The organism is Nonomuraea sp. NPDC026600, assembly GCF_040638335.1.
Lineage (GTDB): Bacteria > Actinomycetota > Actinomycetes > Streptosporangiales > Streptosporangiaceae > Nonomuraea.
The window spans coordinates 182,024-207,413 of record NZ_JBEZYD010000007.1 but is presented as its reverse complement, the minus strand read 5'-3'; the positions used below and the strand labels follow the sequence as shown (position 1 = coordinate 207,413).

Annotated in this window: 25 protein-coding genes; 18 read left to right on the top strand and 7 right to left on the bottom strand. The window is 71.9% G+C overall.

Features of this window, described 5'->3' with window-relative positions:
- The first annotated feature begins 79 nt into the window (after positions 1–79).
- From AB0F17_RS19230 to AB0F17_RS19185, 10 genes are all read left to right on the top strand, one after another.
- Positions 80–1,399 carry an NtaA/DmoA family FMN-dependent monooxygenase gene (locus tag AB0F17_RS19230; RefSeq protein ID WP_358024427.1) on the top strand — a complete coding sequence of 440 codons (1,320 nt, stop codon included), beginning with the start codon at positions 80–82 and terminating at the stop codon, positions 1,397–1,399.
- Positions 1,396–2,658: an LLM class flavin-dependent oxidoreductase gene (locus tag AB0F17_RS19225; RefSeq protein WP_358024424.1), complete on the top strand. Its 1,263-nt coding sequence runs from the start codon at positions 1,396–1,398 to the stop codon at positions 2,656–2,658. Before AB0F17_RS19230 ends, AB0F17_RS19225 begins: the two co-directional genes overlap by 4 nt.
- A complete protein-coding gene (locus tag AB0F17_RS19220) occupies positions 2,655–3,689 on the top strand; it encodes an LLM class flavin-dependent oxidoreductase (protein WP_358024422.1) in 1,035 nt (344 codons plus the stop codon). Before AB0F17_RS19225 ends, AB0F17_RS19220 begins: the two co-directional genes overlap by 4 nt.
- Entirely contained in the window at positions 3,686–4,849 is a 1,164-nt protein-coding gene (locus tag AB0F17_RS19215; RefSeq protein WP_358024420.1) for an MsnO8 family LLM class oxidoreductase, read from the top strand. Before AB0F17_RS19220 ends, AB0F17_RS19215 begins: the two co-directional genes overlap by 4 nt.
- Complete coding sequence (locus AB0F17_RS19210) at positions 4,846–6,438, top strand: ABC transporter substrate-binding protein (protein ID WP_358024417.1); 1,593 nt, start codon at positions 4,846–4,848, stop codon at positions 6,436–6,438. Before AB0F17_RS19215 ends, AB0F17_RS19210 begins: the two co-directional genes overlap by 4 nt.
- Positions 6,435–7,340 (top strand): ABC transporter permease, encoded by a 906-nt coding sequence (locus AB0F17_RS19205; protein WP_358024414.1) that lies wholly within the window; start codon positions 6,435–6,437, stop codon positions 7,338–7,340. The genes AB0F17_RS19210 and AB0F17_RS19205 overlap by 4 nt, the downstream gene beginning before the upstream one ends.
- Positions 7,341–7,342: 2 nt before the next feature.
- Positions 7,343–8,143 (top strand): ABC transporter permease, encoded by an 801-nt coding sequence (locus tag AB0F17_RS19200; protein WP_358024411.1) that lies wholly within the window; start codon positions 7,343–7,345, stop codon positions 8,141–8,143.
- A complete protein-coding gene (locus AB0F17_RS19195) occupies positions 8,140–9,804 on the top strand; it encodes an ABC transporter ATP-binding protein (RefSeq protein ID WP_358024408.1) in 1,665 nt (554 codons plus the stop codon). The genes AB0F17_RS19200 and AB0F17_RS19195 overlap by 4 nt, the downstream gene beginning before the upstream one ends.
- Before the next feature lie 299 nt (positions 9,805–10,103).
- Entirely contained in the window at positions 10,104–11,411 is a 1,308-nt protein-coding gene (locus tag AB0F17_RS19190) for a sensor histidine kinase (protein WP_358024405.1), read from the top strand.
- Positions 11,399–12,034, top strand: coding sequence for a response regulator transcription factor (locus tag AB0F17_RS19185; RefSeq protein WP_358024402.1), 636 nt, complete (start codon positions 11,399–11,401; stop codon positions 12,032–12,034). Before AB0F17_RS19190 ends, AB0F17_RS19185 begins: the two co-directional genes overlap by 13 nt.
- A 2-nt stretch (positions 12,035–12,036) precedes the next feature.
- Here AB0F17_RS19185 and AB0F17_RS19180 read toward each other — a convergent pair whose 3' ends face one another.
- On the bottom strand, positions 12,037–12,402 hold the full coding sequence (locus AB0F17_RS19180; RefSeq protein ID WP_358024399.1) for a VOC family protein: 366 nt from the start codon (positions 12,400–12,402) through the stop codon (positions 12,037–12,039).
- 68 nt (positions 12,403–12,470) lie between these two features.
- Here AB0F17_RS19180 and AB0F17_RS19175 point away from each other — a divergent pair, with 68 nt between their 5' ends.
- The gene (locus tag AB0F17_RS19175) at positions 12,471–13,673 is read left to right on the top strand and encodes a DUF6596 domain-containing protein (protein ID WP_358024958.1); all 1,203 of its coding nucleotides are present in this window, start codon (positions 12,471–12,473) and stop codon (positions 13,671–13,673) included.
- A 6-nt stretch (positions 13,674–13,679) separates the two neighbouring features.
- On the opposite strand, the gene AB0F17_RS19170 is transcribed toward AB0F17_RS19175, so the two are convergent.
- Genes AB0F17_RS19170 through AB0F17_RS19160 form a run of 3 tightly spaced genes read right to left on the bottom strand, consistent with a single transcriptional unit; the run spans position 13,680 to position 16,509 of the window.
- On the bottom strand, positions 13,680–14,324 hold the full coding sequence (locus AB0F17_RS19170; protein WP_358024396.1) for a response regulator transcription factor: 645 nt from the start codon (positions 14,322–14,324) through the stop codon (positions 13,680–13,682).
- 37 nt (positions 14,325–14,361) lie between these two features.
- The gene (locus AB0F17_RS19165) at positions 14,362–15,474 is read right to left on the bottom strand and encodes a sensor histidine kinase (protein ID WP_358024393.1); all 1,113 of its coding nucleotides are present in this window, start codon (positions 15,472–15,474) and stop codon (positions 14,362–14,364) included.
- Positions 15,475–15,522: 48 nt separating this feature from the next.
- The gene (locus tag AB0F17_RS19160) at positions 15,523–16,509 is read right to left on the bottom strand and encodes an aldo/keto reductase (RefSeq protein ID WP_358024390.1); all 987 of its coding nucleotides are present in this window, start codon (positions 16,507–16,509) and stop codon (positions 15,523–15,525) included.
- A gap of 69 nt (positions 16,510–16,578) precedes the next feature.
- On the opposite strand from AB0F17_RS19160, the gene AB0F17_RS19155 reads away from it, so the two are divergent.
- Positions 16,579–17,403 carry a helix-turn-helix transcriptional regulator gene (locus tag AB0F17_RS19155; RefSeq protein ID WP_358024387.1) on the top strand — a complete coding sequence of 275 codons (825 nt, stop codon included), beginning with the start codon at positions 16,579–16,581 and terminating at the stop codon, positions 17,401–17,403.
- Between the two features lie 13 nt (positions 17,404–17,416).
- Here the strand turns inward: AB0F17_RS19155 and AB0F17_RS19150 are convergent, their stop codons facing one another.
- Both AB0F17_RS19150 and AB0F17_RS19145 read right to left on the bottom strand, forming a co-directional pair.
- On the bottom strand, positions 17,417–17,926 hold the full coding sequence (locus AB0F17_RS19150) for a cupin domain-containing protein (RefSeq protein ID WP_358024384.1): 510 nt from the start codon (positions 17,924–17,926) through the stop codon (positions 17,417–17,419).
- Positions 17,923–18,807, bottom strand: a complete 885-nt coding sequence (locus tag AB0F17_RS19145; protein WP_358024381.1) for an NmrA/HSCARG family protein — start codon at positions 18,805–18,807, stop codon at positions 17,923–17,925. The genes AB0F17_RS19150 and AB0F17_RS19145 overlap by 4 nt, the downstream gene beginning before the upstream one ends.
- Before the next feature lie 111 nt (positions 18,808–18,918).
- Here AB0F17_RS19145 and AB0F17_RS19140 point away from each other — a divergent pair, with 111 nt between their 5' ends.
- The 3 genes from AB0F17_RS19140 (at position 18,919) to AB0F17_RS19130 (ending at position 21,107) form a co-directional block, all read left to right on the top strand.
- Positions 18,919–19,782, top strand: coding sequence for a helix-turn-helix transcriptional regulator (locus tag AB0F17_RS19140; RefSeq protein WP_358024378.1), 864 nt, complete (start codon positions 18,919–18,921; stop codon positions 19,780–19,782).
- Between the two features lie 5 nt (positions 19,783–19,787).
- Positions 19,788–20,513 carry an amino acid racemase gene (locus AB0F17_RS19135; RefSeq protein WP_358024374.1) on the top strand — a complete coding sequence of 242 codons (726 nt, stop codon included), beginning with the start codon at positions 19,788–19,790 and terminating at the stop codon, positions 20,511–20,513.
- 72 nt (positions 20,514–20,585) lie between these two features.
- Positions 20,586–21,107 carry a hypothetical protein gene (locus tag AB0F17_RS19130; protein ID WP_358024372.1) on the top strand — a complete coding sequence of 174 codons (522 nt, stop codon included), beginning with the start codon at positions 20,586–20,588 and terminating at the stop codon, positions 21,105–21,107.
- On the opposite strand, the gene AB0F17_RS19125 is transcribed toward AB0F17_RS19130, so the two are convergent.
- On the bottom strand, positions 21,104–21,541 hold the full coding sequence (locus tag AB0F17_RS19125; protein WP_358024369.1) for a 1,4-alpha-glucan branching protein: 438 nt from the start codon (positions 21,539–21,541) through the stop codon (positions 21,104–21,106). The genes AB0F17_RS19130 and AB0F17_RS19125 overlap by 4 nt on opposite strands.
- A 457-nt stretch (positions 21,542–21,998) precedes the next feature.
- Between AB0F17_RS19125 and AB0F17_RS19120 the strand changes: the two genes are divergently transcribed.
- Genes AB0F17_RS19120 through AB0F17_RS19110 form a run of 3 tightly spaced genes read left to right on the top strand, consistent with a single transcriptional unit; the run spans position 21,999 to position 25,337 of the window.
- Positions 21,999–22,607: a biotin transporter BioY gene (locus tag AB0F17_RS19120; RefSeq protein ID WP_358024366.1), complete on the top strand. Its 609-nt coding sequence runs from the start codon at positions 21,999–22,001 to the stop codon at positions 22,605–22,607.
- A gap of 7 nt (positions 22,608–22,614) precedes the next feature.
- Positions 22,615–24,177 carry a class I adenylate-forming enzyme family protein gene (locus AB0F17_RS19115; protein ID WP_358024363.1) on the top strand — a complete coding sequence of 521 codons (1,563 nt, stop codon included), beginning with the start codon at positions 22,615–22,617 and terminating at the stop codon, positions 24,175–24,177.
- Entirely contained in the window at positions 24,177–25,337 is a 1,161-nt protein-coding gene (locus AB0F17_RS19110; RefSeq protein ID WP_358024360.1) for a thiolase family protein, read from the top strand. The genes AB0F17_RS19115 and AB0F17_RS19110 overlap by 1 nt, the downstream gene beginning before the upstream one ends.
- Positions 25,338–25,390 lie beyond the last annotated feature (53 nt).

Below are 25,390 nucleotides of genomic sequence, written 5' to 3'. Positions count from 1 at the left end.
ACTGTTTGTGTAGGCATTTAGAAGGAGGCGCGATGTCTGATTTCGCCGATACACCGGCCCACACGAACCCCTTCGACCAGTGACGCGCAAGCAGATCCACCTCGCGGCCCACTTCCCCGGCGTGAACAACACCACCGTCTGGGCAGACCCCCGCTCCGGCAGTCAGATCGACTTCGCCTCGTTCGTCAACCTGGCCAGGACGGCCGAGCGAGGCAGGTTCGACTTCTTCTTCCTGGCCGAGGGGCTGCGGTTACGCGAGCTCAAGGGCCGCATCCACGACCTCGACGTGGTCGGCCGGCCCGAGGCGCTCACCGTGCTGAGCGCGCTCGCCGCCGTCACCGAGCACCTCGGCCTGGCGGGCACCGTCAACGCCACCTTCAACGAGCCGTACGAACTGGCCAGGCGCCTGTCCACGCTGGACCACCTCAGCGACGGCCGGGCGGCCTGGAACGTGGTGACCACCTCCGACGCCTTCACCGGCGAGAACTTCCGGCGCGGCGGCTACCTCGACCGCGCCGACCGTTACACGCGCGCCGCCGAGTTCGTCCGCCTCTCGCGGGAGCTCTGGGACTCCTGGCAGCCGGACGCGTACCTCGCCGACAAGGACCGAGCCCAGTTCGTACGCCCCGGCGCCATCGGGACCGTCCACCACGAGGGCCCGCATTTCACCGTCGAGGGCCAATTCACCCTGCCGCGCGGCCCCCAGGGGCATCCCGTCATCATCCAGGCGGGGGACTCCGACGAGGGCAGGGAGTTCGCCGCCGCCACGGCCGACGTCATCTTCAGCCGCCACGGCACGCTGGAGGACGGCCAGGCCTTCTACGCCGACGTCAAAGGCCGCCTGGCCCGCTACCGGCGCGAGCCGGACCAGTTGAAGATCATGCCCGCCGCCACGTACGCGCTGGGCGACACCGAGGAGGAGGCCGCCGAGAACGCGGCCGCCATCCGTCGCCAGCAGGTCGGCCCGCAGACCGCGACCGCCTTCATCGAGCAGGTGTGGGGTCGTGACATGTCGGCCTACGACCCCGACGGGCCGCTGCCGGAGGTCGAGCCCGACCTGTCGGAAGGCGTCTCGCAGGGGCGGGTGCCGATCGGCGACCGGGCGGCGGTGGCCGCCAAATGGCGGGCGCTGGCCGAGGAGAAGAAGCTGTCGATCCGCGAGCTGGTGATCGAGGTGACCGGGCGGCAGACCTTCGTCGGGACTCCGGCGGGCGTGGCCCGGCAGATCGACGAGCACGTGCAGGCGGACGCGGCCGACGGGTTCATCCTGGTGCCGCATCTGACGCCCGGCGGGCTCGACGAGTTCGTGGACCGCGTGGTGCCGCTGCTGCAGGAACGCGGCGCCTTCCGTACCGACTACACCGGCACCACCCTGCGCGAGCACCTGGAGCTGTCATGACACTGCACCTCGCCGTCGCGCTGGACGGCGCCGGCTGGCATCCGGCCGCCTGGCGCGAGCCGTCCGCGCGGCCTGAAGCCGTCTTCTCGGCCCGCTACTGGGCGGCGCTCGTGGCCGAGGCCGAGCGGGGGCTGCTCGACTTCGTCACGATCGAGGACTCGCTCAGCCTCCAGTCCACGCTGCCGGACGGGCCCGACACGCGGGCGGACCAGGTGCGCGGGCGGTTCGACGCGGTGTTGCTGGCCGCCCGGCTCGCACCGCTCACCACGCGGATCGGGCTGGTGCCGACGGCCACGACCACGCACACCGAGCCGTTCCACGTGGCGATCGGCATCGCCGCGCTCGACCACATCAGCGGCGGGCGGGCCGGGTGGCGACCGCAGGTCTCCGCCAGAAGCACCGAGGCGGCACATTTCGGCCGCCGCCAGTTTCCACGTCTGGACGGCACAGCCCTTCGGGACGGCGCGGGTTCTGCGGATGGCGCGGCGCTTCGGGACGGCGCGGGTCCTCTGGAGGGCGCGGGTCCTCCTGGTGGTGAGGGACCTCGGGGCTGGCCCTTCCAGATCGACGACGAACACGCCCGGGCGCTCTTCGAGGAGGCCGCCGACGCGGTCGAGGTCGTCCGGCGGCTCTGGGACAGCTGGGAGGACGACGCGGAGATCCGCGACCTGTCCACCGGGCGGTTCATCGACCGGGACAAGCTTCACTACGTCGACTTCGCCGGGCGGTTCTTCTCGGTGAAGGGGCCGTCGATCACGCCCCGGTCGCCGCAGGGCCAGCCGGTGGTCACGGCGCTCGCCCACGCCCGCCTTCCCTACGAGTTCGCCGCGGGTGGCGCCGACGTCGTGTACGTCACGCCGCACTCCGCCGACCAGGCGCGCGCCATCGTCGAGGAGGTCAGGGAGCTGTCGGCGGAGCTGACCGTCTTCGCCGACCTGGTGGTGTTCCTGGGCGACGACGCGGCCGAGCGGAAGGCCCGCCTCGACGGGCTCGACGGGGCCGAACTGCACTCCGATGCCGCGATCTTCACCGGTACGCCGGAAGAGCTGGCCGAGCTGCTGCTCCAGTGGCGGCGGGCCGGGATCCAGGGGTTCCGGCTGCGCCCCGGCGCGCTGCCGTACGACCTGGAGGCGATCACCAGAGGGCTGACGGCGGAGCTGCGCGGGCGCGGGGCGTTCAGGCGCTCGTACGAGGCCACGACGCTGCGCGGGCTGCTCGGCCTGCCGCGCCCGGCCAGCCGCTATGCGGAGGTGTCATGAAATTTCTGGCTATCACGTTGATCGTCCATAACGACGAGAGGTCGCACACCGAGCGGTTCCGCGAGGTCGTCGAGAACGCGGTCCTGGCCGAGGAGCTGGGCTTCGACGGGTTCGGGGTGGGGGAGCGGCACGAGCGGCCGTTCATCTCCTCCTCGCCGCCGGTGGTGCTGAGCCACATCGCGGCCAAGACGTCCAGGATCCGGCTGTTCACCGCGGTCACCACACTGAGCCTGCTCGATCCCGTACGGGCCTATGAGGACTACGCCACGCTCGACCACCTCTCGGACGGCCGGCTGGAGCTGATCATCGGCAAGGGGAACGGCGCCGCGCAGGCGCAGCTCTTCCACGTCACCGCCGAGGACCAGTGGGACCGCAACCGCGAGGGGTACGAGCTGTTCCGCCGCCTGTGGCGGGAGGACAAGGTCACCTGGGAGGGCAGCTTCCGTCCCTCGCTGACCGAGGCCGAGACCTGGCCCCGGCCGCTCCAGCGGCCGATCAGGGTGTGGCACGGCAGCGCCACCAGCAAGGAGTCCGTGGATCTGGCCGCGCGCTACGGCGACCCGCTGTTCTCCGCGAACGTCACCAACCCCATCGAGCCGTACGCCGAGCTGATCGACTACTACCGGGAGCAGTGGGCCCATTACGGGCACGACCCGGGCGAGGCGCTGATCGGGGCCGGGACGGCCGGCTACTACGCGGCCCGCTCCTCCCAGGAGGCCATCGAGACCTACCGGCCGATCTTCGACGCCCGGCTGGCGCTGTTCGCCAAGCTCGGGCTCAAGCCGGTGTTCACCACGCTGGAGGACGCCATCGAACGCAGTTCGATCCTGGTCGGCAGCCCGCAGCAGATCATCGACAAGGTGTCGCGCTATCACAAGCGGTTCGGGCACGAGGTCATGCACCTGCACGCCGACGCCGACGGGCTCACGCCCAAGCAACACCGGGACGCGCTGGAGCTGTTCCAGGCGGAGATCGCGCCCGTACTACGCCGGGAGATCCCCAGCAGGCCGTTTCCCGAGAGGACGCCATGACGCTTTCCATCCTTGACCTCGCCCCCATATCCTCCGGCGGCACCGCGCGTGCCGCGCTGCTCAACACGCTCGACCTGGCCCGGCGGGCCGAGGCGTCCGGCTACCGCCGCTACTGGCTGGCCGAGCACCACTTCGCCCCCGGCGTGGCCAGCTCGGCCCCGGCCGTGCTCATCGGCCTGGTGGCGGCGGCCACCGGCCGGATCAGGGTCGGGTCCGGAGCCGTGCAGCTCGGGCACCAGACGCCGCTGTCGGTGGTCGAGCAGTTCGGGCTGATCGACGCGCTGTACCCGGGCCGGATAGACCTCGGCATCGGCCGCTCCGGCCAACGCCGCGCCGAACTCGCCGCAAAGGCGCCCCCAACGGAGCCCACCTTCGGCGCGCCGGCGTCCGCGTCCCCCGTGTCCGGTGAGGTCGCGCCACCGGCAGTTGACGGGGAGGCGGGACGGGTCGTCGATGGGTTGCTCATACCGCCGCCGTTCGACTGGTCCAGGCTCGCCGCGCATCCCCACCTGGCCTTTCAGGCCTCGCTGCTCCAGCAGCCCGGCGCCCGGACGCCCGACTTCGCCGAGCAGATCGACGAGGTCATCGCGTTCCTGACCGGCGAACACGAGGCGCACGCCGTCCCCGGCGAGGGGGCGGAGGTGGAGCTGTGGATCCTGGGCAGCAGCGGTGGCCAGAGCGCCCAGGTGGCGGGCGAACGCGGCCTGCCGTTCGCGGCGAACTACCACGTTAGCCCGTCCTCTGTGCTCGAAGCCGTCGAGGCCTACCGCCAGGCGTTCAAGCCGTCGAAGGCGCTGGCCGAGCCCTACGTGATCGTGTCGGCCGACGTCGTGGTGGCGGCGGACGACGCGACCGCGCGGGAGCTGGCCAAGCCGTACGGACTGTGGGTACGCAGCATCAGGACCGGCGAGGGCGCCAGGACGTACCCGACGCCTGAGGAAGCCGACGCGCACGTCTGGAGCGCCGAGGACCTGGCGCTGGTGAAGGACCGGATCGACACGCGGTTCGTCGGCACGCCCGACGCCGTCGCCGAGCGGCTGCGCGTGCTGCGGAGGGTGACGGACGCCGACGAACTGCTGGTCACCACCGTCACGCACGACCACGCCGACCGCGTACGGTCCTACGAGCTGCTGGCCGGCGCCTGGGACGGCCGCTCATGAAGCGGATCCTCGCCGTCCTCGTGCTCACCCTGGCCGCCTGCGGCTCCCAGCCGTCCGCCCAGCAAGCCCAGGCCGCCACCCTGACCTGGGCGATCGAGACCCAGCCCATCACCCTGAACCCGCAGCAGTGGGCGCAGAACAAGGTCAGGCTGCTCGTGTTCAACCAGTTCGACGCGCTGCTCTCCCGTGGCCGCGACGGCGCCTTCGAGCCGTGGCTGGCGAAGTCGTGGAAGGTGTCGGACGACGGGCTGACCTACACCTTCGAGCTGCGCGACGACGTGACCTTCCACGACGGCACGAAGTTCGACGCCGCGGCGGTCAAGGCCAACCTGGAGCAGTTCCTGGTGCCGGGCTACAACGCGGCCGTGGCGGCCATCCAGCTCGCGGCCTTCGACAAGGCCGAGGTGGTCTCGCCCACCACGGTGAAGGTCACGCTCAAGAAGCCCGACGGGCTGTTCCTCGACTTCCTGGCCTCGCCGTACGGCGGGCAGGTCTCACCCAAGTCGCTGAAGAGCGCCAAGAACCTCAAGTTCGGCGGCCTCGACCTGGTCGGCACCGGGCCGTTCATCCTCGACCGGTACGTGCAGGGCCAGGAGCTCCACTACCACCGCAACCCCGCCTACAAGTGGGCGCCGCCGAACGCCGGGCACCAGGGACCCGCGTACCTCTCGGAGATCACCTACCGCTTCCTGCCCGAGGCCGCGGTCCGCGTCGGCGCGCTCACCTCCGGCCAGGTGCAGATCATCGAGGGCGTCCCCGCGACCGAAGTGAACCTGATCAAGAAGGACCACACCTTCCAGACCGCGCTCAACTCCGGCACCTCCTTCAACTACTACTTCAACACCTCCCACGCCCCCTTCGACGACCAGCGCGTACGGCAGGCCTTCCGCGAGGCCGTGAACGTCGACGCCGTCCTCGCCTCCGTCTACCAGGGCACCGCCACCAGGGCGTGGAGCGTCGTCGGCAAGGCGAGCCCGTTCTACGACCCGTCGCTCGAGCACACGTTCGGCGGTGACACGGCCAAGGCCAACGCGCTGCTCGACGAGGCCGGCTGGACGAAGCGCGACAGCGAGGGCTTCAGGGTCAAGGACGGCCAACGGCTCACCGTACGCAGCGTCTCCTCGGCGCCGTTCGTCAGGGACCGCCGCGACATCCTCGCCCAGGCCATCCAGGCCCAGGTCAAGCAGAGCGCGGGCATCGACTTCCAGGTGAAGATCGTCGACCAGGGCACGGCGCAGAAGGCCCTGGACGAGAACCAGTACGAGATCTTCGAGAACTCCCGCGGCGACTCCGACGTCGGCGCCGCGCTCAACCTCATCCTGCCGAGCAAGGGAGCCATCAACCGCAGCCACTTCTCCGACCCGCGGGTGGACAAGTGGCTGGCCCAGGCGTCCGCCACCGCCGACCAGGCACAACGCAAGGAGATCTACACCGAGGTGCAGCGGGCCGTGGTGACGGAGAAGGCCATCGTGTTCCCGATCTATGTGCCCGCCGACCAGCTGGCCGCCCAGAAGAGCGTGCGCGGCCTCGGCTTCGACCCCGGCTCGGGAACGCCGCGCAACGCCTACGACGTCCAGGCCGGCACATGATCAAACGCTTGGGCACCGGGCTGGCCGTGCTCTGGGCCGCCGCCACCTCGTCGTACGTCGCGCTGCTGCTCGCGCCGGGCGACACCATCGACATCCTGATCGGCAACGGCGTCGACACGCCGGAGATCCGGGCCAAGATCGTCGCCGAATGGGGGCTCGACCGTCCCGAGGTGGTCCAATACCTGTCCTATCTGTGGCGGCTGCTGCACGGCGATCTCGGCCGCTCCTACCAGCTCCAGCGCGGCGTCGGCGAGATCCTCGCCACCCAGGTGGGTCCGACGCTCCAGCTCACGCTCGCCGCCGCGGCGACCGGGGTGACGCTCGCTGCGATCATCGCGCTCGCCACCGCGGGGCGGGGCCGCTGGCTGCGCGGCACGGCCTCGGCCGCCGAGCTGGTGTCGGTCTCGGTGCCGCCGTTCCTCATCGGGATCGTGCTGCTGTCGGTGTTCTCGTTCACGTTCGGCTGGTTCCCGGTCTCCGGCGCGTCGGGGCCGCAGGCGCTCGTGCTGCCCGCGCTCGCCCTGGGCCTGCCGATCGCGGGCGTACTCGGGCAGGTGCTGCGCGGTGGGCTGGAACGCGCGCTGGAGCAGCCGTTCGCGGTCACGGCCAGGGCGCGCGGGCTCACCGAGCGGGCCCTGGTCGCCAGGCACGCGCTGCGGCACGCGCTGATCCCGGCCGTGACGCTGGCCGGGTGGTTCACCGGCACGCTGCTCGGCGGGACGGTGATCACCGAGGCGCTGTTCGGCCGGCCGGGGCTCGGACAGGTGGCGATGCAGGCGGTCACGGGCCGGGACATGCCGGTCGTGATGGCCGTGGTGCTGCTGTCGGCGGTCGTGTACGTGGCCATCAGCACGCTGCTCGACCTGGCCTACCGCGCCATCGACCCCAGGATCGGGGGCTGACCGTGCCGGCTCGGATCCTCGTACCCGCCGCGTTCCTGACCCTGCTGGCGCTGGCCGTCGCCGTACCCGGCCTGCTCACCGGCGTGGACCCGCTGTCGGCCGACCCGCTGGGCGCGCTGACCCCGCCCGGCGGCGCGCACTGGTTCGGCAGCGACCACCTCGGCAGGGACGTGCTGTCCAGAGTGGTGTACGGCGCCCGGCACTCGCTCAGCATCGGCGTCTCGGCCACCGCCATGGCCGTGACCTCGGGCATCCTGCTCGGCCTGGCCGCCGGGCTGTCGCCGAAGTGGCTGGACGAGGCGCTGGCGCGGTCGTTCGACGTGCTGTCGACGCTGCCGGAGCTGCTGCTGGCGCTGCTCGTCATCGCGATCACCGGCCCCGGCACCGTGAACGTGATCTTCGCGATCGCCGTCGCGCAGATCCCCAACTACGCGCGGGTGATCCGGGCCCAGACCTTCGTGGTCCGCCACGCCGGGTACGTCGAGCAGGCCGTGACCTTCGGCCGTTCCCGGGCGGTCATCACCGCCCAGCACGTACTGCCCAACGTGCTGGGCCCGATCCCGGTGCTGGCCACCATCGGGCTCGGCCAGGCCGTCATCGGCGCGTCGGGGCTCAGCTTCCTCGGCATGGGGCCTCAGCCTCCGGCCGCGGAATGGGGCGCCATGCTCGCCGAGGCCCGCAATTACCTGCGGGTCGCCTGGTGGGAGGCGCTGTTCCCGGGCGTCGCGATCACCTTGACCGTCGTCTGCCTGACCGTGATCGGGCGGCGCCTGCAACACCGCTTCGAGGGAAGGACGCCGTGACCACGTTCCGAGAAGAGCAAGCCGGAACCGGCCTCAGCGAACGTGAAGCCGGGCGCGTTCGCGCGGCTGCCTTGGATGCCGTCGCCTCTGACGTCGCGCTGGTCTCCGTGGTGGATCTGAGGGTGAGCTTCGGCGGGACCGAGGTCGTGCGCGGCGTCTCGCTGTCGGTCGCGGCGGGGGAGTGCGTGGCGATCGTCGGCGAGTCCGGCTCCGGCAAGAGCGTCACCGCCCGGTCGCTGCTCGGCCTGGCCGGGCCGGGCTCCCGGGTCGAAGCCCGGTCGTTCGACCTGTCCGGCAGGGACGTCCGCGGCTTCCGCCCGGCCGACTGGCGGCGGTTGCGCGGCCGGTTCGCCGGGCTGGTGCTGCAGGACGCGCTGGTCTCGCTCGATCCGCTGCGTACCGTGGCCGCCGAGATCGGCGAGGTGCTGGCCGTACACCAGGTCGTTCCCCGTGCGCGGCGGCCGGAACGGGTGCTGGAACTGCTCGACGCGGTCGGCGTCCCTGACCCGGCCGCCCGCGCCCGCCAGCACCCGCACCAACTGTCCGGCGGGCTGCGGCAGCGGGTGCTGATCGCCTCGGCCATCGCCGCCGAGCCCAAGCTGATCATCGCGGACGAACCCACCACGGCGCTCGACGTCACCGTGCAGGCCCAGATCCTGCGGCTGCTCGCCGAGCGCAAGGCCGCGGGGACGGCGCTGCTGCTGATCAGCCACGATCTCGCCGTGGTCGCCTCGATCGCCGACCGCATCCTGGTCATGAAGGACGGCCGTGTCGTCGAGGAGGGGCCCGCCCGGAGCGTGCTTACGGCGCCCGCGCACGACTACACGCGCTCGCTGCTCGCCGCCGTCCCCTCCGCCGCCTCCAGAGGCACCCGCCTGTCGGACGGGACGCCGCTCCCACGCCACGCGCCGAACCCGTCCGCGCAGGTCCTCGCCGCCACTGCCCTGTCCATGTCGTACGGCCCGCGCCGCGTCGTGGACGACGTCTCCTTCGCCCTGCACGAGGGCGAGACGCTCGGCATCGTCGGCGAGTCCGGATCGGGCAAGACCACGGTCGCCAGGCTCGTCCTCGGTCTGCTCGAACCCGAGGCCGGACAGGTGAGCCTGTACCAGCGGCAGTGGAGCGGACTGCCCGAACGCGAGCGCCGGCCGATGCGGCAGCGCGTCCAGCTCATCTCGCAGAACCCGCTCGACTCCTTCGACCCCCGCCACACCGTCGGCCGCCTGGTCGCCGAGCCGCTCGCCCTGCCTCGCCGGGAGCGCCGGGCGCGGGCACTGGACCTGCTGGAGCGCGTCGGCCTGCCCGCCGCGTACGCCGCCCGCCACCCCAGAGAGCTGTCCGGCGGCCAGCGCCAGCGGGTCGCCATCGCCAGAGCCCTCGCCCCTCGCCCCGGCGTGCTCGTCTGTGACGAGCCCGTCTCGGCGCTCGACGTCTCGATCCAGGCCCAGGTGCTCGACCTGCTCGCCGAGATCCAGGCCGAGTACGGCACCGCCATGCTGTTCATCTCCCACGACCTGGGCGTCGTCCACCATGTCAGCGACCGGGTGCTCGTCATGAAGGACGGCCGGGTGGTGGAGGAAGGCGAGGTCGAGCAGGTGTTCCAGCAGCCCCGCCATCCGTACACCCGCGCCCTGGTGGACGCGGTCCCCCGCCTCGGCTAGCCGCGCTTTCCGCACGCACCGCTTCGTCACCGCCCCGCGATCGATCGGCGCTCCCGCTGCTCAGAGGGTCCCGAGCGATCGGCGCTCCGGCTGCTCAGAGGGTCCCGAGCGATCATCGCTCACCCCTCAGAAGGACCCCAGCCGAAGTACGGCGGGGAGGTCGGAAACAGGGGTCAGCGGTGATGACGTGCGGAAGACGGGACCACCCGGAGGCCGGAAACCTGCGGACGGTGGGAGCGTGCGGAAGGTGGAGCGTGCTGTAGTGCGGAGCACGTCCATGATTGAGGACACTTTGGGGCATGCGAGAGCTATTGCGGGGGACTCGATACCTCCTGGGCGGCCTGCCGTCCGCCGTTGCCACGTTGTTCGCGCCACCGCTCCTGGCGGTGGTGGCGCTGTCGTCCGGCATCGCCGGGCTCGGGCTCTTCGCCTTCCCCCGGGCGACGGTCGTGCTGCGACGCTGGGCCGAATGGCACCGCCGCCGCGCCGCCGCGTACCTCGGCGTCACAGTGACCCCGCGAGACCTGGTGCTGGGCAAGGGGCTGCGCGCCCAGTGGCGGCAGGTGCTCGACGATCCCGAGGTCAGGCGCGACGCCCGCTGGACGCTGCGCCAGATCGTCACCGGTATCCCGGCCGGGCTGGCCGGGCTGGCCCTCGTCGGCACCCCGGTGTTCACGGTGGTGGCGGCTCCGCTGTGGTGGCTCTTCCCCGCCGACGAGCCGCTGCGGTTGCTGGCCGGGATCCCGGTGACCGGGTGGGGGAGCGCGCTGGGGCTGGCCGCCGTGTCGGTCGCGGGCTTCGGGGCGCTGTCCTGGTGGGCGGTGCCGCGGCTGGCGGGCTTCCACGCGCGCGGGTGCGTGGCCGCGCTGGAGCCCACGGCCGAGGAACTGCTGACAGAACGCGTCGGTGAGCTGACCGAGAGCCGGGCCGGCGTACTCGACGCCCACGGCGCCGAGCTGCGCCGCATCGAGCGGGATCTGCACGACGGTACGCAGGCCAGGCTGGTGGCGATCGCCATGCGGCTGGGAGTGGCCAGGGAGTCGCTGCCCGACGACGCCGGAGCCCTCGCCAAGCTGCTCCAGGAGGCGCACGAAGGAGCCGAGGAGGCCATGACCGAGCTGCGCGAGGTGATCAGGACGATGTACCCGCCGATCCTGGCCGACCGCGGACTCGAAGGGGCGCTGGCCGCACTGACGGCGCGGGCGGGCGTCCCGGCCGAGGTCGAGCTCCAGGACCTGAGCGCCGGGGGAGCGTCGCGGCGCGGCGGAACCTCGCACGGGCCGCATGGCGGCGAGGAGGCGCGGGGCGGTGAGCTGGGTAAGCTGCCCGCCTCCGTGGAGGCCGCCGCCTACTTCATCGTGGCCGAGACGCTCACCAACGCCGCCAAGCACAGCGGCGCCACCCGGGTCCTGGTCCGGTTGACCCGCGACGGCGGCCGGCTGCTGGTCGAGGTGACCGACGACGGGATCGGCGGCGTGAACGAGGCGCTCGGCACCGGCGTCGTCGGCATCCGCCGCCGGGTGGCCGCGCTCGACGGCACCGTGCTCGTCTCCAGCCCGGCCGGCGGCCCCACCGCCATCACCGTGGAGCTGCCGTGCGCGTCGTGATCGCCGAGGACAACGTCCTGCTCTCCGCCGGCCTGGAACTACTGCTGGGCAGCAAGGGGATCGAGGTCGCCGCCATCGTCACCGACGAGCCGGGCCTGGTGGCGGCCGTGGACGAGCACCGGCCCGACGCCGTCATCGCCGACGTGCGGCTGCCTCCGTCGTTCCGCGACGAGGGCATCCGCGCCGCGCTGGAGATCCGGCGCGCGCACCCCGGCCTGCCGGTGCTGGTCCTGTCGCAGTACGTGGAGAAGGTGTACGCCAGGGAGCTGCTCTCCGACGGCCGTGGCGGCGTCGGCTACCTGCTGAAGGACCGGGTGAGCCGGGTCAGCGAGTTCGTCGGCGACCTGCGCCGGGTCGCCGACGGCGGCACCGTCATGGACCCGGAGGTCATCGTCCAGCTCATGGCAGGGAGCACGATCGACGCCCTCACCAACCGCGAACGCGAAGTGCTCACCCTCATGGCCCAGGGGCTCGGCAACACCGAGATCGGCAAGCGGCTGTTCGTCACCGACAACGCCGTGCACAAGCACATCGGCAACATCTTCGCCAAGCTCGGCCTGCCTCCGGCCGACGGCGGACACCGCCGGGTCCTGGCCGTACTCGCCTATCTGAACAGTTCGTGAGGTCAGCCGAGCTGGATCACCGACAGCCAGTTGCCCGCCGGGTCCTTGAACCAGGCGATCAGCGGGCCGCTCACGCGGTTGACGCCCTTGTCGTCCGTGCCTTCCAGCCGCTCGAAAACGACCCCGCGCGCCACCAGCTCGTCCACCGCCTCGTCGATGTCGCTGACGGGGAAGTTCAATATGGTGAACGTCGCCGGCGTGTGGTCCTGCTTCGGGTAGACGATCGTGTCGCGGTCGCCCGCGATGTGCAGGGTGAGGATCCCGTGGTCCTCGGAGACGCGCAGGCCGAGCGTCTCGCCGTAGAACCGCTTGGCGGCCGGGATGTCGTTGGTGGAGAAGCCGCTGAAGGCTCTGGTGTTCTCGAACATGATGGTTTCCTTCCGTCATCGGGGACATAGAAGCCGGATGGCCGGATTCGACACGTTTTCAAGGGGGAATCTTGGAAGGGCTGCTGCGAGAGCTGGCGCCGCAGGTCCTCGGCGCGGTCGTGCGGCGCTACGGCGACTTCGACCTGTGCGAGGACGCCGTGCAGGAGGCACTGCTGGCGGCCGCCGTCCAGTGGCCCGGCGAGGGGGTGCCCGACAACCCCAAGGGCTGGTTGATCACCGTCGCCGCCCGCCGGCGGATCGAGCTGTGGCGCAGCGAGTCCGCGCGACGGCGCAGGGAGGAGAACGCCGCCGCGCTGGCGCCGCCGGAGCCGGATCCGGCGCCCGCCGTGGACGACACGCTCACGCTGCTGCTGCTCTGCTGCCATCCCGTGCTCACCCCGGTCTCCCAGGTGGCGCTGACGCTGCGGGCCGTCGGCGGGCTGACCACCGCGGAGATCGCCCGCGCGCTGCTGGTGCCCGAGCCGACCGTGGCGCAGCGCATCAGCCGCGCCAAGCAGCGGATCAAGGGCAGCGGCGCCGAGTTCACGCTGCCTCCGGAGGCTGAGCAGGCCGAGCGGATGGGCGCGGTGCTGCACGTGCTGTACCTGATCTTCAACGAGGGCTACACCGCCAGCTCGGGCGGCACGCTGCACCGCGTCGAACTGTCCAGCGAGGCCATCCGCCTGACCAGGCAGCTGCACGACCGCCTGCCCGGCGACGGTGAGGTGGCGGGGCTGCTCGCCCTCATGCTGCTCACCGACGCCCGCCGCCCCGCGCGCACCCGGCCCGACGGCGGGCTGGTGCCGCTGGCCGAGCAGGACCGCGGCCGATGGGACGCCGCGGCCATCGCCGAAGGCGCCCAGCTGATCACCAAGACGCTGGCCACCGCGCCGATCGGCCCCTACCAGGTGCAGGCCGCGATCGCGGCCGTGCACGACGAGGCGCCGCGGGCCGAGGACACCGACTGGCGGCAGATCCTCGCCCTGTACGACCTGCTCGACGGCATCGCGCCGGGCCCGATGGTCACGCTCAACCGGATCGTCGCCGTCGCCATGGTCCACGGGCCGGAGGCCGGGCTGGAGCGGCTGGCGAAGGCGGAGACCGATCCGGCGCTCGCCGGGCATCACCGGGTGCTGGCCGTACGCGCGCATCTGCTCGACCTCGCGGGCGACCGGGAGGCGGCGCGCACCCAGTACGAGCTGGCCGCCCGCCGCACGCTCAGCCTCCCCGAGCAGCGCTATCTGGAGTCGCGCGCCGCCCGGCTCGCCTGAGGGCGCTCAGCCGTCGAGGTGGCGCAGGATCGCCAGCACCCGTCTGCTGTAGGTGGGGGTCACGGGCAGGCCGAGCTTGTCGAAGATGGCGTTGACGTGCTTCTCCACCGTGCTGAGGGAGATGTGGAGGTTCGTGGAGATCGCGGCGTTGGTATAGCCCTGGGCGAGTTGCCGCAGCACCTGCGACTCGCGTTCGCTGAGCGTACGCAGCGGGTCCACGTGGGTGGTGCGGGCGAGGAGCTGCTTGACCACTTCCGGGTCGATGACGGTCCCGCCCTCGCGGATCCGCTCCAGCGACCCCAGGAAGTCCGCCACCTCCGACACCCGGTCCTTCAGCAGATAGCCCATGCCCTCGGTGACCCCGGAGAGCAGTTTGGCCGCGTACGTCTTCTCCACGTACTGCGACAGGACCAGCACGCCCACCGAGGGCCAGCGTTCGCGGATCTCCAGCGCCGCGCGGAGCCCCTCGTTGGAGTGGGTGGGCGGCATCCGGACGTCCACCACCGCGATCTCCGGCTGGTGTTCGGCCACCGCCGCGAGCAGGGACTCCGCGTCGCCGGTCGCGGCCACGACCTCGTGCCCGGCATCCTCCAGCAGCCTGATCAGGCCCTCACGCAGCAGCACGGCATCGTCGGCGAGAATCAGCCGCACGTCCCCTCCTCCGGCGGCGTCACACGGCGGGTCCCGGTCAGCCGCACTGTCCCTCCTTCGGGAGGGTCGCGCAGATCCGGGTGCCGCCGCCGGGCGTGCTGTCGACCTCGAACCGGCCGTCGAGCGCCATCACCCGCCTGGCCAGCCCCGACAGCCCGCCGCCCGCCGGGTCGGCGCCGCCCCGGCCGTCGTCGGAGACCACCAGGCGTACCGCCCGTTCGTCCTCGCTCAGGACGACCAGGATGTCACTCGCCCGCGCGTGCTTGACCGCGTTGGTGATCGCCTCCCTGGCCACGAAGTAGAGTGCGGTCTCCACCTCGGAGACGGGCCGCCCGGCCAGCCCGTATTCGACGGTCACCGGCACGCACGACCGTTCGGCGACACCGGCCAGCGCCGTGCGCAGGCCCAGCTCGTCGAGTGCCGTCGGGTAGATCCGCCACGCCACGCTACGCAGTTCGTCGAGGAGCTGCCGCGACTCGGCGTACGCCTGGTCCACCAGCTCGGCGGCCCCGGCGGGGCTGTGCCGGGCCCGCCCGAGCAGCATGGCCAGCGCCACGCCGCGCTGCTGCACGCCGTCGTGCAGGTCGCGCTCGATCCTGCGCCGCTCGTCGTCGACCACCCGCACGATGCCGTAACGGGTGACGGTCAGCTCGGCGATGCGCCGCCGCATCAGCTCCTGCGGCCCGGGACCGAGGAAGCGTACGGCCAGCCGCCGCTCGGTCGCCACCAGCAGGCGGCACCAGAACGCGCCCAGCGCCAGCATCAGCACCCCGCAGGCCAGGCCGACCGCCCAGCTGTGCATCGACAGCCTGATGCCCGGCAGGTCCAGCGCCACCGGGGCGTAATCGCCGGAGAACACCACCCATATGCTGCCGCCCAGGAACAGCAGGGCGAGGAACAGCAGCGCCACCGCGAGGTAACCCCCGAACACCCCGACCAGCGCACGCAGCGCGAGATAGCCGTGACCGGAGGCGGACCCGTCGGTCTCCTGCCCGAACCAGGCGGCCAGCCGGGCCCGCTCCAGCGTCACCATCCGCGGCGCCCACCTGCTCCGGTACGGCCAGGCGAAGGCCAGCAGGGCGAGGGCCGCGGCTCCGGTGACCAGCCCGGCCAGCACTCCGGTGAGCTGCCTGAAAACAATGCCTGCCACGGTCGCGAAGTCTAGGCGCCGTGGCGGCGCGGCACATCGTTCACATGGTCATACCGAGGTCCGGACCGTCCGGTGGGCGGCGAACGACTGGCGGTCTCCCGACCAGGCCGACCGGGGTACGGCCGCCTCCAGCCGGTCGAGGTCGGCGGGAGACAGGACGATCTCGGCACTGCCGGCGTTCTCCGTCAGACGTGCGGCGCGCCGGGTCCCGGGGATCGGGACGACGTCGTCGCCCTGGGCCAGCAGCCAGGCGAGCGCGAGCTGAGCCGGAGTCACCTCGCGCTCGGCGGCCAGCCGCCGCACCTCGGTGGCCAGCGCCCGGTTGCGCTCCAGGCTCTCGTCCTGGAATCGCGGATCGCCGAGACGGAAGTCGCCGGCTCCGAGGGTGTCCGTGCTGACGGCGCCGGCCAGGAAGCCGCGGCCGAGCGGACTGTAGGGGACCAGCCCGATGCCCAGCCGGCGGGCGGTGGGCAGCACATCGTCCTCGATGTCACGCCACCACAGCGACCATTCGTACTGCGCCGCGCTGATCGGATGGGTGGCGGCCGCCCGCTCGAGCTCGCCGGGGCTCGCCTCCGACAGCCCGAGGTGGCGGACCTTGCCTTCGGCGACCAGCTCCGCCATGGCGCCGACGGTCTCCTCGATCGGCACCTGCGGGTCGACGCGGTGCTGGTAGTACAGGTCGATGTGGCCGACGCCCAGCCGGGCCAGTGACGCCTCGCAGTAGGCGCGGACGTTCTCGGGCCGGCCGTCGACCCGTCGTCCGCCGTCGTCGCCGCGGATGATGCCGAACTTGGTGGCCAGGACCACCTCGTCCCGGCGCCCGGCCAGCGCCCGGCCGAGCAGCTGCTCGTTGTGGCCACGGCCGTAGCTCATGGCGGTGTCCCAGAAGGTGACGCCGATGTCGATGGCCCGGTGCAGGGTGGCGATCGACTCGGCATCGTCGGCCGGCCCGTAGCCCTGCGACATGCCCATGCAGCCGAGGCCGACTGCCGAGACGGTGAGACCTTCCGGCCCGAGGGTTCGTACGTTCATGGCGTTCACCGTAGAGCCGGTTTATTCTGGTATCCACAGGGTGTTGTTTCTAGTAATGGAAGTACCAGGATGTCGCAATCCGCGATCCGGGCCAGAGAGCTGGGAGACCTGCTCCGTTCCCGCCGCGAGCGCCTTCAGCCCGCCGACGTCGGCCTGCCCACGGGGACCCGGCGGCGGACCCGCGGACTGCGCCGGGAGGAAGTGGCCCAGCTCGCGGCCGTATCCTCGACGTACTACACCTACCTGGAGCAGGGCCGCGAGGTGCGCCCGTCGCGCCAGGTGCTCGACGCGCTCGCGGTGGCGCTGCGCCTCGACGCCGCCGAGCGCGGCCATGTCCATGAGCTCATCCACGGTGCCCCGCCCGCCGAGACGCCCGCCGTCGCCGAATCGCTCTCACCTGTCGTCGTCTCACTCGTCGACCGGCTCGACCCGTGCCCGACCTACGTCACCGGCCGGTGCTTCGACGTACTGGCCGCCAACCGGGCCGCGCGGGCGTTGTGGACCGACTGGCCGGCTCGCCCGCCGGAGGCTCGCAACATGCTCTGGTGGATGTTCACCGATCCCGGCGCCCGGCAGGTCATGGTCGACTGGCCGGGCGAGGCCTCCGCGCTGCTCGGCCGCTTCCGCACGGCCGCGGCCCGGCACCCCGGCGACCTCGCCTTCAGCTCGCTGCTCGACCGCCTGCACGCGGCGAGCCCCGAGGTGCGGGAGTGGTGGCCGCAGCACAAGGTCGTACCTCTGGCCTCCGGCACCAAGCGGCTGCGCCATCCGGCCCTCGGGGAGCTCGAGTTGCACCACGTCGTCCTCCAGCTCGCCGACGAACCCGAGCACAAGCTCGTCACCTTCACCCCCACCGACCGGGACCAGGCGCGGATCTCCGAGCTGCTGCGGTAGGACCGGGCTGCGGCTATCGGCGGTTCGCGAGGGGCGTGAGCTGGTGGATGTCGTGGCGGGTCCGTAGCGCCGCGATCGCCTCCTGATCGGGTGGCCCGCCGGCGGTTATCAGGTCGGCGAGTTCGCGCAGGTAGTGCTCGTGGCCGGACGGGGAGACGAGGAAGAGCATCCGCGCGGGCTCGGGGCCGGGGTTGAAGAAGGCGTGCGGGCAGCCGGCGGGCACGAACATGACGCTCCCCGGACCGCCTTTGAACACCGGCGTGCCGGCGTCCGACTCCCAGGTCCGCCAGTCGCCGTCGGTCTTCTCGCGGGGATGGAAGGCGAGCAGTTCGAGCTCCCCCTGGAGGACGTAGAACACCTCCTCGACGTTGTGGTGCAGGTGCGCCCCGACGTCGAATCCCGGTGCGACGTCGGCCTCGAACACGGACCAGCTCGCCGACCGCTCCGCACCCACCTTGAGCGTGATGCCGGCGGTCTGGATCCGGGATCCGGCGCCGGGCGGGAGCAGCAGTCCGTCGGTCATGGCTTCCACCCGGTCGTGTCCAGCCAGTTCTCCAGCGTCAAAAGGCCCGGGTGGGCGGCCCGCAGCGCCGGGAAGTCGGGTTCGTCGTCGTCGCGTTCGCCGAGCCAGGCGAACATCTTGGCCACCTGGTCGTCGAAGGCCCGTATCTGTTCGATGGGCACCTGATGGAAGCGGGCGGGCAGGCCACAGGCCCGGCCGAAGGCCTCGGCGATCGCCTGAGCGGACAGGCAGTCTCCGGCGATCTCGAGTGTCCGGCCGATGAACGCGCCGGGCTGGTCGAACGCGACCGCGACGAACGCCCCGATGTCCCGCATCGCGATCAGCCGTACCCGCGTCTCCGGCCGTACGGCGAGGTTGACCACCAGCTCGTCGCCGTTCACGACCGGGCGGGTGAGGGAGGTGAAGTTCTCCATGAACATGACGGGCCGCAGGACGGTGGCCGGCAGCCCGAGCAGGTCGATGCGTTCCTCGATGCGGGCCTTGCTGTCGTAGTAAGGGATGTCGCTCACCAGGCCCGCGCCGCTGATCGAGCTGTAGACCAGGTGCCCGATGCCGGACTCCTTGGCGATCTCGGCCACCGCCGTGCCGCGCCGTTCCTCGGCCGCCACCCCTTCAGGGGTCACCTTGGGGCCGGTGAGCATGGTCAGCACCAGGAAGACGCCGTACGCGCCGTCCATCGCCGCCCGGAGCGACGCCGGGTCGTCCAGGTCGCCGGTGACGAGAGTGGCCCCCGCCGTCCGCAGCGATTCGGCGCCCGGCGAGCCGGCATCCCGTACCAGAGCGCGAACCTCCCACCCACGATCGAGTAACTGGCGCGCGGCCGCGCCCCCTTGCTGGCCGGTGGCCCCGATCACCAGCACCGGCCCCTTTTGCTGTGCCATGTCCCCTCCTTCGCCCCGCAGTGACAAAGATCAGGCTAGCTACGAAGAGGCGGTCGATCCTGGTACAGATCCTGCTAGCCTGCCGGTCGGTTCACCGTCCAGGGGAGCGCTGTGGGAAGCGGCCACGACAGCGGACAGCCGGCGCGGCGCGCCGAGCTGGGTGCGTTCCTGCGCGCGCGGCGGGCCCGGCTGCGGCCGGCCGACGTGGGGTTGCCGGAAGACGGCATACCGGGGCGCCGCCGGACCGCCGGCCTCCGGCGCGAGGAGGTCGCCGAGCTGTCCGGCGTCGGCGTCACCTGGTACACCTGGCTCGAGCAGGGCCGGAACATCTCCGCGTCGGCTCAGGTGATCGACGCGCTGGCCCGCGCGCTGCTGCTCGGCCCGGACCACCACCGCCACCTCCGCGACCTCGCCGGCCTCGCCGCCCCGGACCGGCGAACCCCCACCGATGATGTACGCCCGCGACTGCGTCGCCTGGTCGACGCCTCGGCGCCGAACATCGCCTCGATCTATGACGGCCATTTCGACTACCTGGCATGGAACCGGCCGTACGCGCTGATCCGCCACGATCCGGATAGCTTTCCGCCTGACCGGCGCAACCTGGTGTGGATGATGTTCACCGATGAGGAGAACCGGGCCCGCATGACCCGATGGGAGCCGGCGGCGCGGGCCGTTCTCAGCCAGTTCCGGGCCATGGCCGGGCAGCGACCGGACGACCCGCGGTTCGCGGACATCGTGGCCGGGCTGACCGCGGAGAGCCCGGAGTTCCGGGAGTGGTGGACCGAGTACCCCGTCCGCACCTTCAGACCCGCGACGATCGAACTCGATCATCCCGAGGCCGGGCGGGTCGAGCTGGAGATGTTCCAGCTCCGCCTGGTCGAGCGCCCCGACCTGGTGATGGTCGTCCAGGTGCCGGTGAGCGACGCGGTCCGCCGGCGGATCAGCGCCATGCTCCTCCCGGCACCGGAGGAGTGATCATCATGCGGCATCTCGGCATCCTCGCCCACAGCACCGAAGGCGCGGCCCTGTGCTTCCTGGCCTACTGCCAGGAGGGTTTCCGCCGGGTGGGCCGGCACGAGCATCCGGACGTGACCCTCGACTACATCGCCTTCGGCTACAGCATGCCCGCCTGGGACGCGGGTGACTACGACTCGATCAGGGCCACACTGGCCGTCAGCGTCGAGCGCCTCGCCCGCGCCGGGGCCGACTTCTTCGCCTGCCCGGACAACACCGCCCACCTGGCGCTCGAACGGCCCGGCGCGGATCTCGCCCTGCCTGGCCTGCACATCGCCGAGGTGGTCGCCGACCAGGCGGTACGCGACGGGCGTACGAAGGTCGCTGTGCTCGGTACGTCGTACACGATGGACAGCGGGCTTTACCCGGAGGCGCTCGCCGCACGCGGGATCGCGGCCGAGGTGCCGGAGGCGGACGACCGGCGGATCATCAACGAGATCATCTTTGCTGAGCTGGTGAACGGCGTGTTCACCGAGGAGTCGCGGCAGGAGTACGTCCGTGTCATCGCGCGGTTGGCGGACAGAGGATGCGACGCCGTGGCGCTCGTCTGCACCGAGATCCCGCTCCTGGTGACACCCGAGGTGTCGCCGCTGCCGACGCTCGACTCCACCCGCCTCATGGCCGTGGCCGCGTACGAGGTCGCCGCCGGTCACCGGCCCCTGCCCACCTGGCGCGGAGGCGCTTGCCCGTAACCCCGTGAATCCTCCACAACCAATCCAGACTCTCACTAAGGTGATCAAGTCAAATATTGAGGAGGAAACACCATGATGCAGGCGACCGCCCTACGGATCGGCCGTTCAGCGCTGGTGGCGGCGCTGGCGGGAGGTGTCGTGCCGGTCGCCGTCGCGCCCGCCGCGCTCGCCGCCCAGAAGGCGACGCTGGGACCGTACGGGTACGGGAACCTGAAGCTCGGCATGACCGCCACGAAGGCCAAGGCGACCGGGAGAATCGTCCACAAATCAGTCGGGGACACCGCCAGGTGCACGGGCTGGGACCTCAAGGAGAACCCGTACGGCGAATACCGGGTGGGGATGTACATCTCCAAGAAGCACGGCGTGGCCATGATCGTCGCGCCCCCCGGCCTCAAGACGCCTCAGGGCATCAGCCTCGGCTCCACCAGGACGCAACTGAAGGCCGCCTACCCCCATCTGCGGCGCGGTCCGGGTGGGTACCCCGTCGCCGACGTGCCGGGCAAGAAGGCGTACTACATGTTCTACGTGTCGAACAACAACAAGGTCGCCGGGCTGAGCCTGGTTCTGGCCAAGCAGGATTGCATCAGGTACTAGGCACGAGGGCTGTAGGAGCGGGTGACCTCCCGGTCGGGGGTGTCGCTGGTGTTTTGGTCCTGTGCCTGGACCCGGCCCTCGATCAGGGCCGGCAACTGGGCGAGCAGCACCGGGTCGTGGCAGCCGTCGTAGGCCCAGCGCCGCCCCAGCACCTCGTGCTCCATGGTGCCGACGAGGGCGTGCTCCGCCCCGTCGAGCGGGGCACCGCGATAGGTGAGCGGCACCAGGTAGGCGGTCGTCGGAGTGCCGGAGGCGTCGGTGACCACCATGAACTCGATCCCCACCTCACCCTGCGGGTCGTCCAGCCGGAAGCCGCCGGCCTTGGCCAACTCTGGTTCGCCCGCGCCGCCGGAGTACCACGGCCGGGAGGGTAGCCAGGAGGTGAGCAGTTCCAGCTTGGTCGGCTTGGTGGAGGTGTGGTGGATGACGGCCATGCCGAGAATTCTCTCAGCTGCTGTCGCCGCCTGGCGCGGAGGTCCAAGGGTGACGGCCACTTCGTGTGGCGGTCCCATTGGACGATCTTCTTGAGCCCCTGCGCGGTCAACAGCAGTCCGCCCAGCACACCGATGGTCGTGCCGACCTGCAGCAGGGTGGCGTCGGCTGTCTCGGGCCGCGCTGTGCGGCTCAGCGCGTTCCTTGGCCGGAAGGGTGTCGAATTCCGCCCGGGACAGGGGAGCGGTCGCCCGTTCATCGCGTCTCCACCGGAACCACGTCATGGACAGATGGTCTGCTCAGCCGCCCATGTTTGGCGAGAGCAAGCCCCTACTCGGATGCCGCCTCTCCGGGTGCGACATCTATCGTGGGCGATTGTTGTGGCATCCCTCCATGCGTGTTCTGCGACGTTGTGGTGTGAGATCGGATCCGCGCACCTACAAGAGTGGAGGAGGCGACATGCCGAAGTTCAAACCGGGGAACGGTTTCCCCACCGGCGACATCGCCCGGATCGCCGTCTTCGCGGCGTTGATCGCCGCGCTCGGCCTGCCGGGCACCCTGAACGCCTTCGGCAACGTGGTCCCGATCACGCTGCAGACGTTCGGCGTCATGCTGGCGGGCACGATCCTGGGGTCGTGGCGGGCCGCCGTGGCCGTCGCCGTCCTGCTCGTGCTGGTGGCCGCGGGCCTGCCGCTGCTGGCCGGCGGGCGTGGGGGGCTGGGCGTGTTCGTGGGGCCGTCGGCCGGCTTCCTGCTCGGCTGGGTACCCGGCGCGGCCGTGACCGGCTGGATCGTCGAACGCGGCGGTCATCACCCGAGCGTCGTACGGCTGGTGGTGGCCTGTGTGGTCGGCGGCATGGGGGTGATCTACCTGGTCGGCCTCCCGGTGCAGGCGCTGGTCAGCGGGATCTCGCTGGGCAAGGCGGCGCAGTTCAGCCTCACGTTCCTGCCCGGTGACCTGATCAAGGCGGTGCTGGCGTCGATTGTGACGAGGGGGACTCAACGGGCATACCCTGACGCCGTCCCGGCCGTACATCGCGAACGGCTCCGCGCCGGCAAGGAGGGCTGACCCGGTCATGCCGGTCGCCGTACAGGTATTGCGACACGCTTCCGACCACCCGCACCGCCTCGCGGTGTGCGGTCCGGCGGGCGAACTGAGTTACGCACAGCTCGCCCGACGGATCCGCGGCACGGCGACGCACCTGGCCGCGCTGGGGATGGGCCGCGGCGCACTGGTCGCGATCAGCCTGGCCGACCCGGCGGACCAGCTCACCGCCGCACTGGCGACGGACCTGGCGGGGGGTACGCCGCTGCTGTGCGACCCGGCGTGGGACGAGCGCGTACGGGCCGCGATCCCAGCGGACCTCCACCTCAACGGTCTTGACTACCTCGACCACCTCGATGGCCGCCCTCTCGGTGAGATGAACGCCGCTCTCGGGGCGGACGGCCTTGTGCCACCCGCCGAGAGAGGTGCGCGGCCATCCGCCGCGGCGGGCACACCTGCGGCGGCGTGGCCGCGGCCGGAGGCCGGGGATCGGGCCTGGGCGTGTTTCAGCTCCGGGAGCACCGGCCGGCCGCGGGCCGTGGTCCGCACCCGCGCGTCCTGGACCGCGTCGTTCCCGCAGGTGAACGAGCTCGCCGGGATCGGGCCCGGCGACGTCGTCCTGGTGCCCGGGCCCCTGAGCTCGTCCCTGTACGGCTTCGCGACCGTGCACGCGCTGGCCGTCGGCGCCACAGCCCTGGTGCCGGGCCGCTGGTCACCCCGGTCCCTGGGGGACCAGCTCGACCGGGCGACCGTGGCGCACCTGGTGCCGCACCTCCTGCCGGCCGTACTGGACGCCCTGCCGGAGGGCGCCCCGCTGCGGACCGTCGTGATCGGCGGGGCGGCGTTGCCCGCGGGGCTGCGGGAGCGGGCGGCGGATGCCGGTGTACGGGTGGTGTCCTACTACGGCGCCACCGAGTTGTCCTTCGTGGCCGTCGACGTCGACGGCGCGGGGCTGCGCCCTTTTCCCGGCACCGAACTCCAGGTCAGAACGCCACCGGGCCAGTCGCTCGGCGAGGTATGGGTCCGGTCGCCCTGGCTGGCCGAGGGCTATCTGGCGGGAGCATCGGGGCCGCTGCGGGTGGACGGCGACGGGTGGATGAGCGTCGGCGACGTGGCGGAGCCGTACCTGCCGGGTGAGGTCCTGCGGCTGCGCGGCCGGGGAGACGGCGCGATCCAGACCGGCGGGGCCACGGTCGTACCGGAGGACGTCGAGGAGGTGCTCAGGACCGTCCGCGGAGTGGGCGACGTCGTGGTGGTCGGCTCGCCGCACCCGGACCTGGGCGCGGTGGTCACGGCCATCGTGGAAGTGGGCACCGGGACGCCGCCCTCGCGGGCCACGCTCGAGGCCGTGGCACGCGGCGGCCTGGCCGCGGCGCAACGGCCCCGCCGCTGGTACGCGGTGGGCGCCCTGCCCCGCACCTCGGCAGGCAAGCCGGCCCGCGGCCTCCTCACCGCCCGCCTGGCGGACGGTGACGTCGCCCGCTTGGCAGATGGTGACATCGCCCCTCGGGCGGACGGTGACATCGCCCGCTCAGCAGACGGCGACGCCGCCCGCCCGGCAGGCGGCGACCCGTACCTCTGGCGGCTCCCCTGATGCGGCGGTTCCCATCAGAGGCCCTGCCGGTCATCGTCGCCGCACGCCGTACGGCGATCGGGACCGCCGGGCACGCCTTCAAGGAGGTGACGGTCGACAGGCTGGCCGCGCCGGTCATCGAGGCGGTGGCCCGTGACGTCGCCTGCCTCGGCGTGCCCATCGACGACGTGGTGCTCGGCAACTGCATGGGTCCCGGCGGGAACCTGGCGCGGGTCTCGGCGTTGGGCGCCGGGCTGGGCGAGGCGGTTCCCGGTGTCACGGTGGATCGGCAGTGCGGCAGCGGGCTGGCGGCGATCCTGATGGCCGGCCAGGCCGTGGCCAGTGAGGACATGGAGCTGGTCATCGCCGGTGGGGCCGAGAGCGCCTCCACCGCGCCGTTGCGGGCGCACCGGGGAAGCCCCGACGTGCCGTACGAGCGGGCACCCTTCACCCCGGCAGGCCACCCGGACCCGGACATGGGGGCCGCCGCCGAGGCGCTCGCCGCGGCGCGCGGCGTGGATCGGGAACGCCAGGACGACTACGCGGGCGCGAGCAACGCCAAGGCGGTGGCCGCGCGGGAGGCGGGGCGGTTCGCGGCGGAGATCGTCGAGATCGGCGGCCGGACGGAGGACCAGCGTCCCCGGCTGATGCGGCCGGCGTCGCTGTCGCGGTTGCCCGCGGCGTTCGTCCCGGGTGGGTCGGTGACGGCCGGGAACTCGTCGCCGATCAGTGACGGGGCGGCGGTGGTCGCCCTCACCTCGGAACGGCTGCGGGCCAGAGCCGGGCTGCCCGGACTCCGGCTGCGGGGCGGAGCGGTCGTCGGCTGCGATCCCGCCCTGCCCGGCTGGGGTCCGGTGCCCGCGGTACGGCGGCTGCTCGGCCGTACCGGAGTGAGCATGGAACAGATCGCGGCGGTGGAGATCGTGGAGGCGTTCGCGGCCCAGACGCTGGCCGTCACCGACGCGCTCGGGCTCGACCCGCTCGGCGCCGACAGGGAGCGGGTCTGCGCGGACGGCGGCGCGCTGGCGCTCGGCCATCCGTGGGGGGCGACCGGAGCCGTTGTGGTCACGCGGCTGTTCACCCGGCTCGTGCGGTCGGGCGCGCCGCCGGGAACGCTGGGGCTGGCGATGGCAGCGGTCGGTGGCGGCCTCGGAGTCGCTGCCCTGTTCGAGGTGGTATGAGCGGTGCGCGGGAACGGAGTGGGATCCGTGATGGAGACGGCCGGCATCCGTGG

Excerpts from the sequence above, each read along its gene's own strand:
- AB0F17_RS19210 (WP_358024417.1), top strand. The coding sequence starts at position 4,846 with ATGAAGCGGATCCTCGCCGTCCTCGTGCTCACCCTGGCCGCCTGCGGC.
- AB0F17_RS19215 (WP_358024420.1), top strand. The coding sequence starts at position 3,686 with ATGACGCTTTCCATCCTTGACCTCGCCCCCATATCCTCCGGCGGCACC.
- AB0F17_RS19120 (WP_358024366.1), top strand. The coding sequence starts at position 21,999 with ATGCCGAAGTTCAAACCGGGGAACGGTTTCCCCACCGGCGACATCGCC.
- AB0F17_RS19150 (WP_358024384.1), bottom strand. The coding sequence starts at position 17,926 with ATGACCGACGGACTGCTGCTCCCGCCCGGCGCCGGATCCCGGATCCAG.
- AB0F17_RS19190 (WP_358024405.1), top strand. The coding sequence starts at position 10,104 with ATGCGAGAGCTATTGCGGGGGACTCGATACCTCCTGGGCGGCCTGCCG.
- AB0F17_RS19115 (WP_358024363.1), top strand. The coding sequence starts at position 22,615 with ATGCCGGTCGCCGTACAGGTATTGCGACACGCTTCCGACCACCCGCAC.
- AB0F17_RS19125 (WP_358024369.1), bottom strand. The coding sequence starts at position 21,541 with ATGGCCGTCATCCACCACACCTCCACCAAGCCGACCAAGCTGGAACTG.
- AB0F17_RS19205 (WP_358024414.1), top strand. The coding sequence starts at position 6,435 with ATGATCAAACGCTTGGGCACCGGGCTGGCCGTGCTCTGGGCCGCCGCC.
- AB0F17_RS19155 (WP_358024387.1), top strand. The coding sequence starts at position 16,579 with ATGTCGCAATCCGCGATCCGGGCCAGAGAGCTGGGAGACCTGCTCCGT.
- AB0F17_RS19135 (WP_358024374.1), top strand. The coding sequence starts at position 19,788 with ATGCGGCATCTCGGCATCCTCGCCCACAGCACCGAAGGCGCGGCCCTG.
- AB0F17_RS19110 (WP_358024360.1), top strand. The coding sequence starts at position 24,177 with ATGCGGCGGTTCCCATCAGAGGCCCTGCCGGTCATCGTCGCCGCACGC.
- AB0F17_RS19160 (WP_358024390.1), bottom strand. The coding sequence starts at position 16,509 with ATGAACGTACGAACCCTCGGGCCGGAAGGTCTCACCGTCTCGGCAGTC.
- AB0F17_RS19220 (WP_358024422.1), top strand. The coding sequence starts at position 2,655 with ATGAAATTTCTGGCTATCACGTTGATCGTCCATAACGACGAGAGGTCG.
- AB0F17_RS19145 (WP_358024381.1), bottom strand. The coding sequence starts at position 18,807 with ATGGCACAGCAAAAGGGGCCGGTGCTGGTGATCGGGGCCACCGGCCAG.
- AB0F17_RS19130 (WP_358024372.1), top strand. The coding sequence starts at position 20,586 with ATGATGCAGGCGACCGCCCTACGGATCGGCCGTTCAGCGCTGGTGGCG.
- AB0F17_RS19225 (WP_358024424.1), top strand. The coding sequence starts at position 1,396 with ATGACACTGCACCTCGCCGTCGCGCTGGACGGCGCCGGCTGGCATCCG.
- AB0F17_RS19180 (WP_358024399.1), bottom strand. The coding sequence starts at position 12,402 with ATGTTCGAGAACACCAGAGCCTTCAGCGGCTTCTCCACCAACGACATC.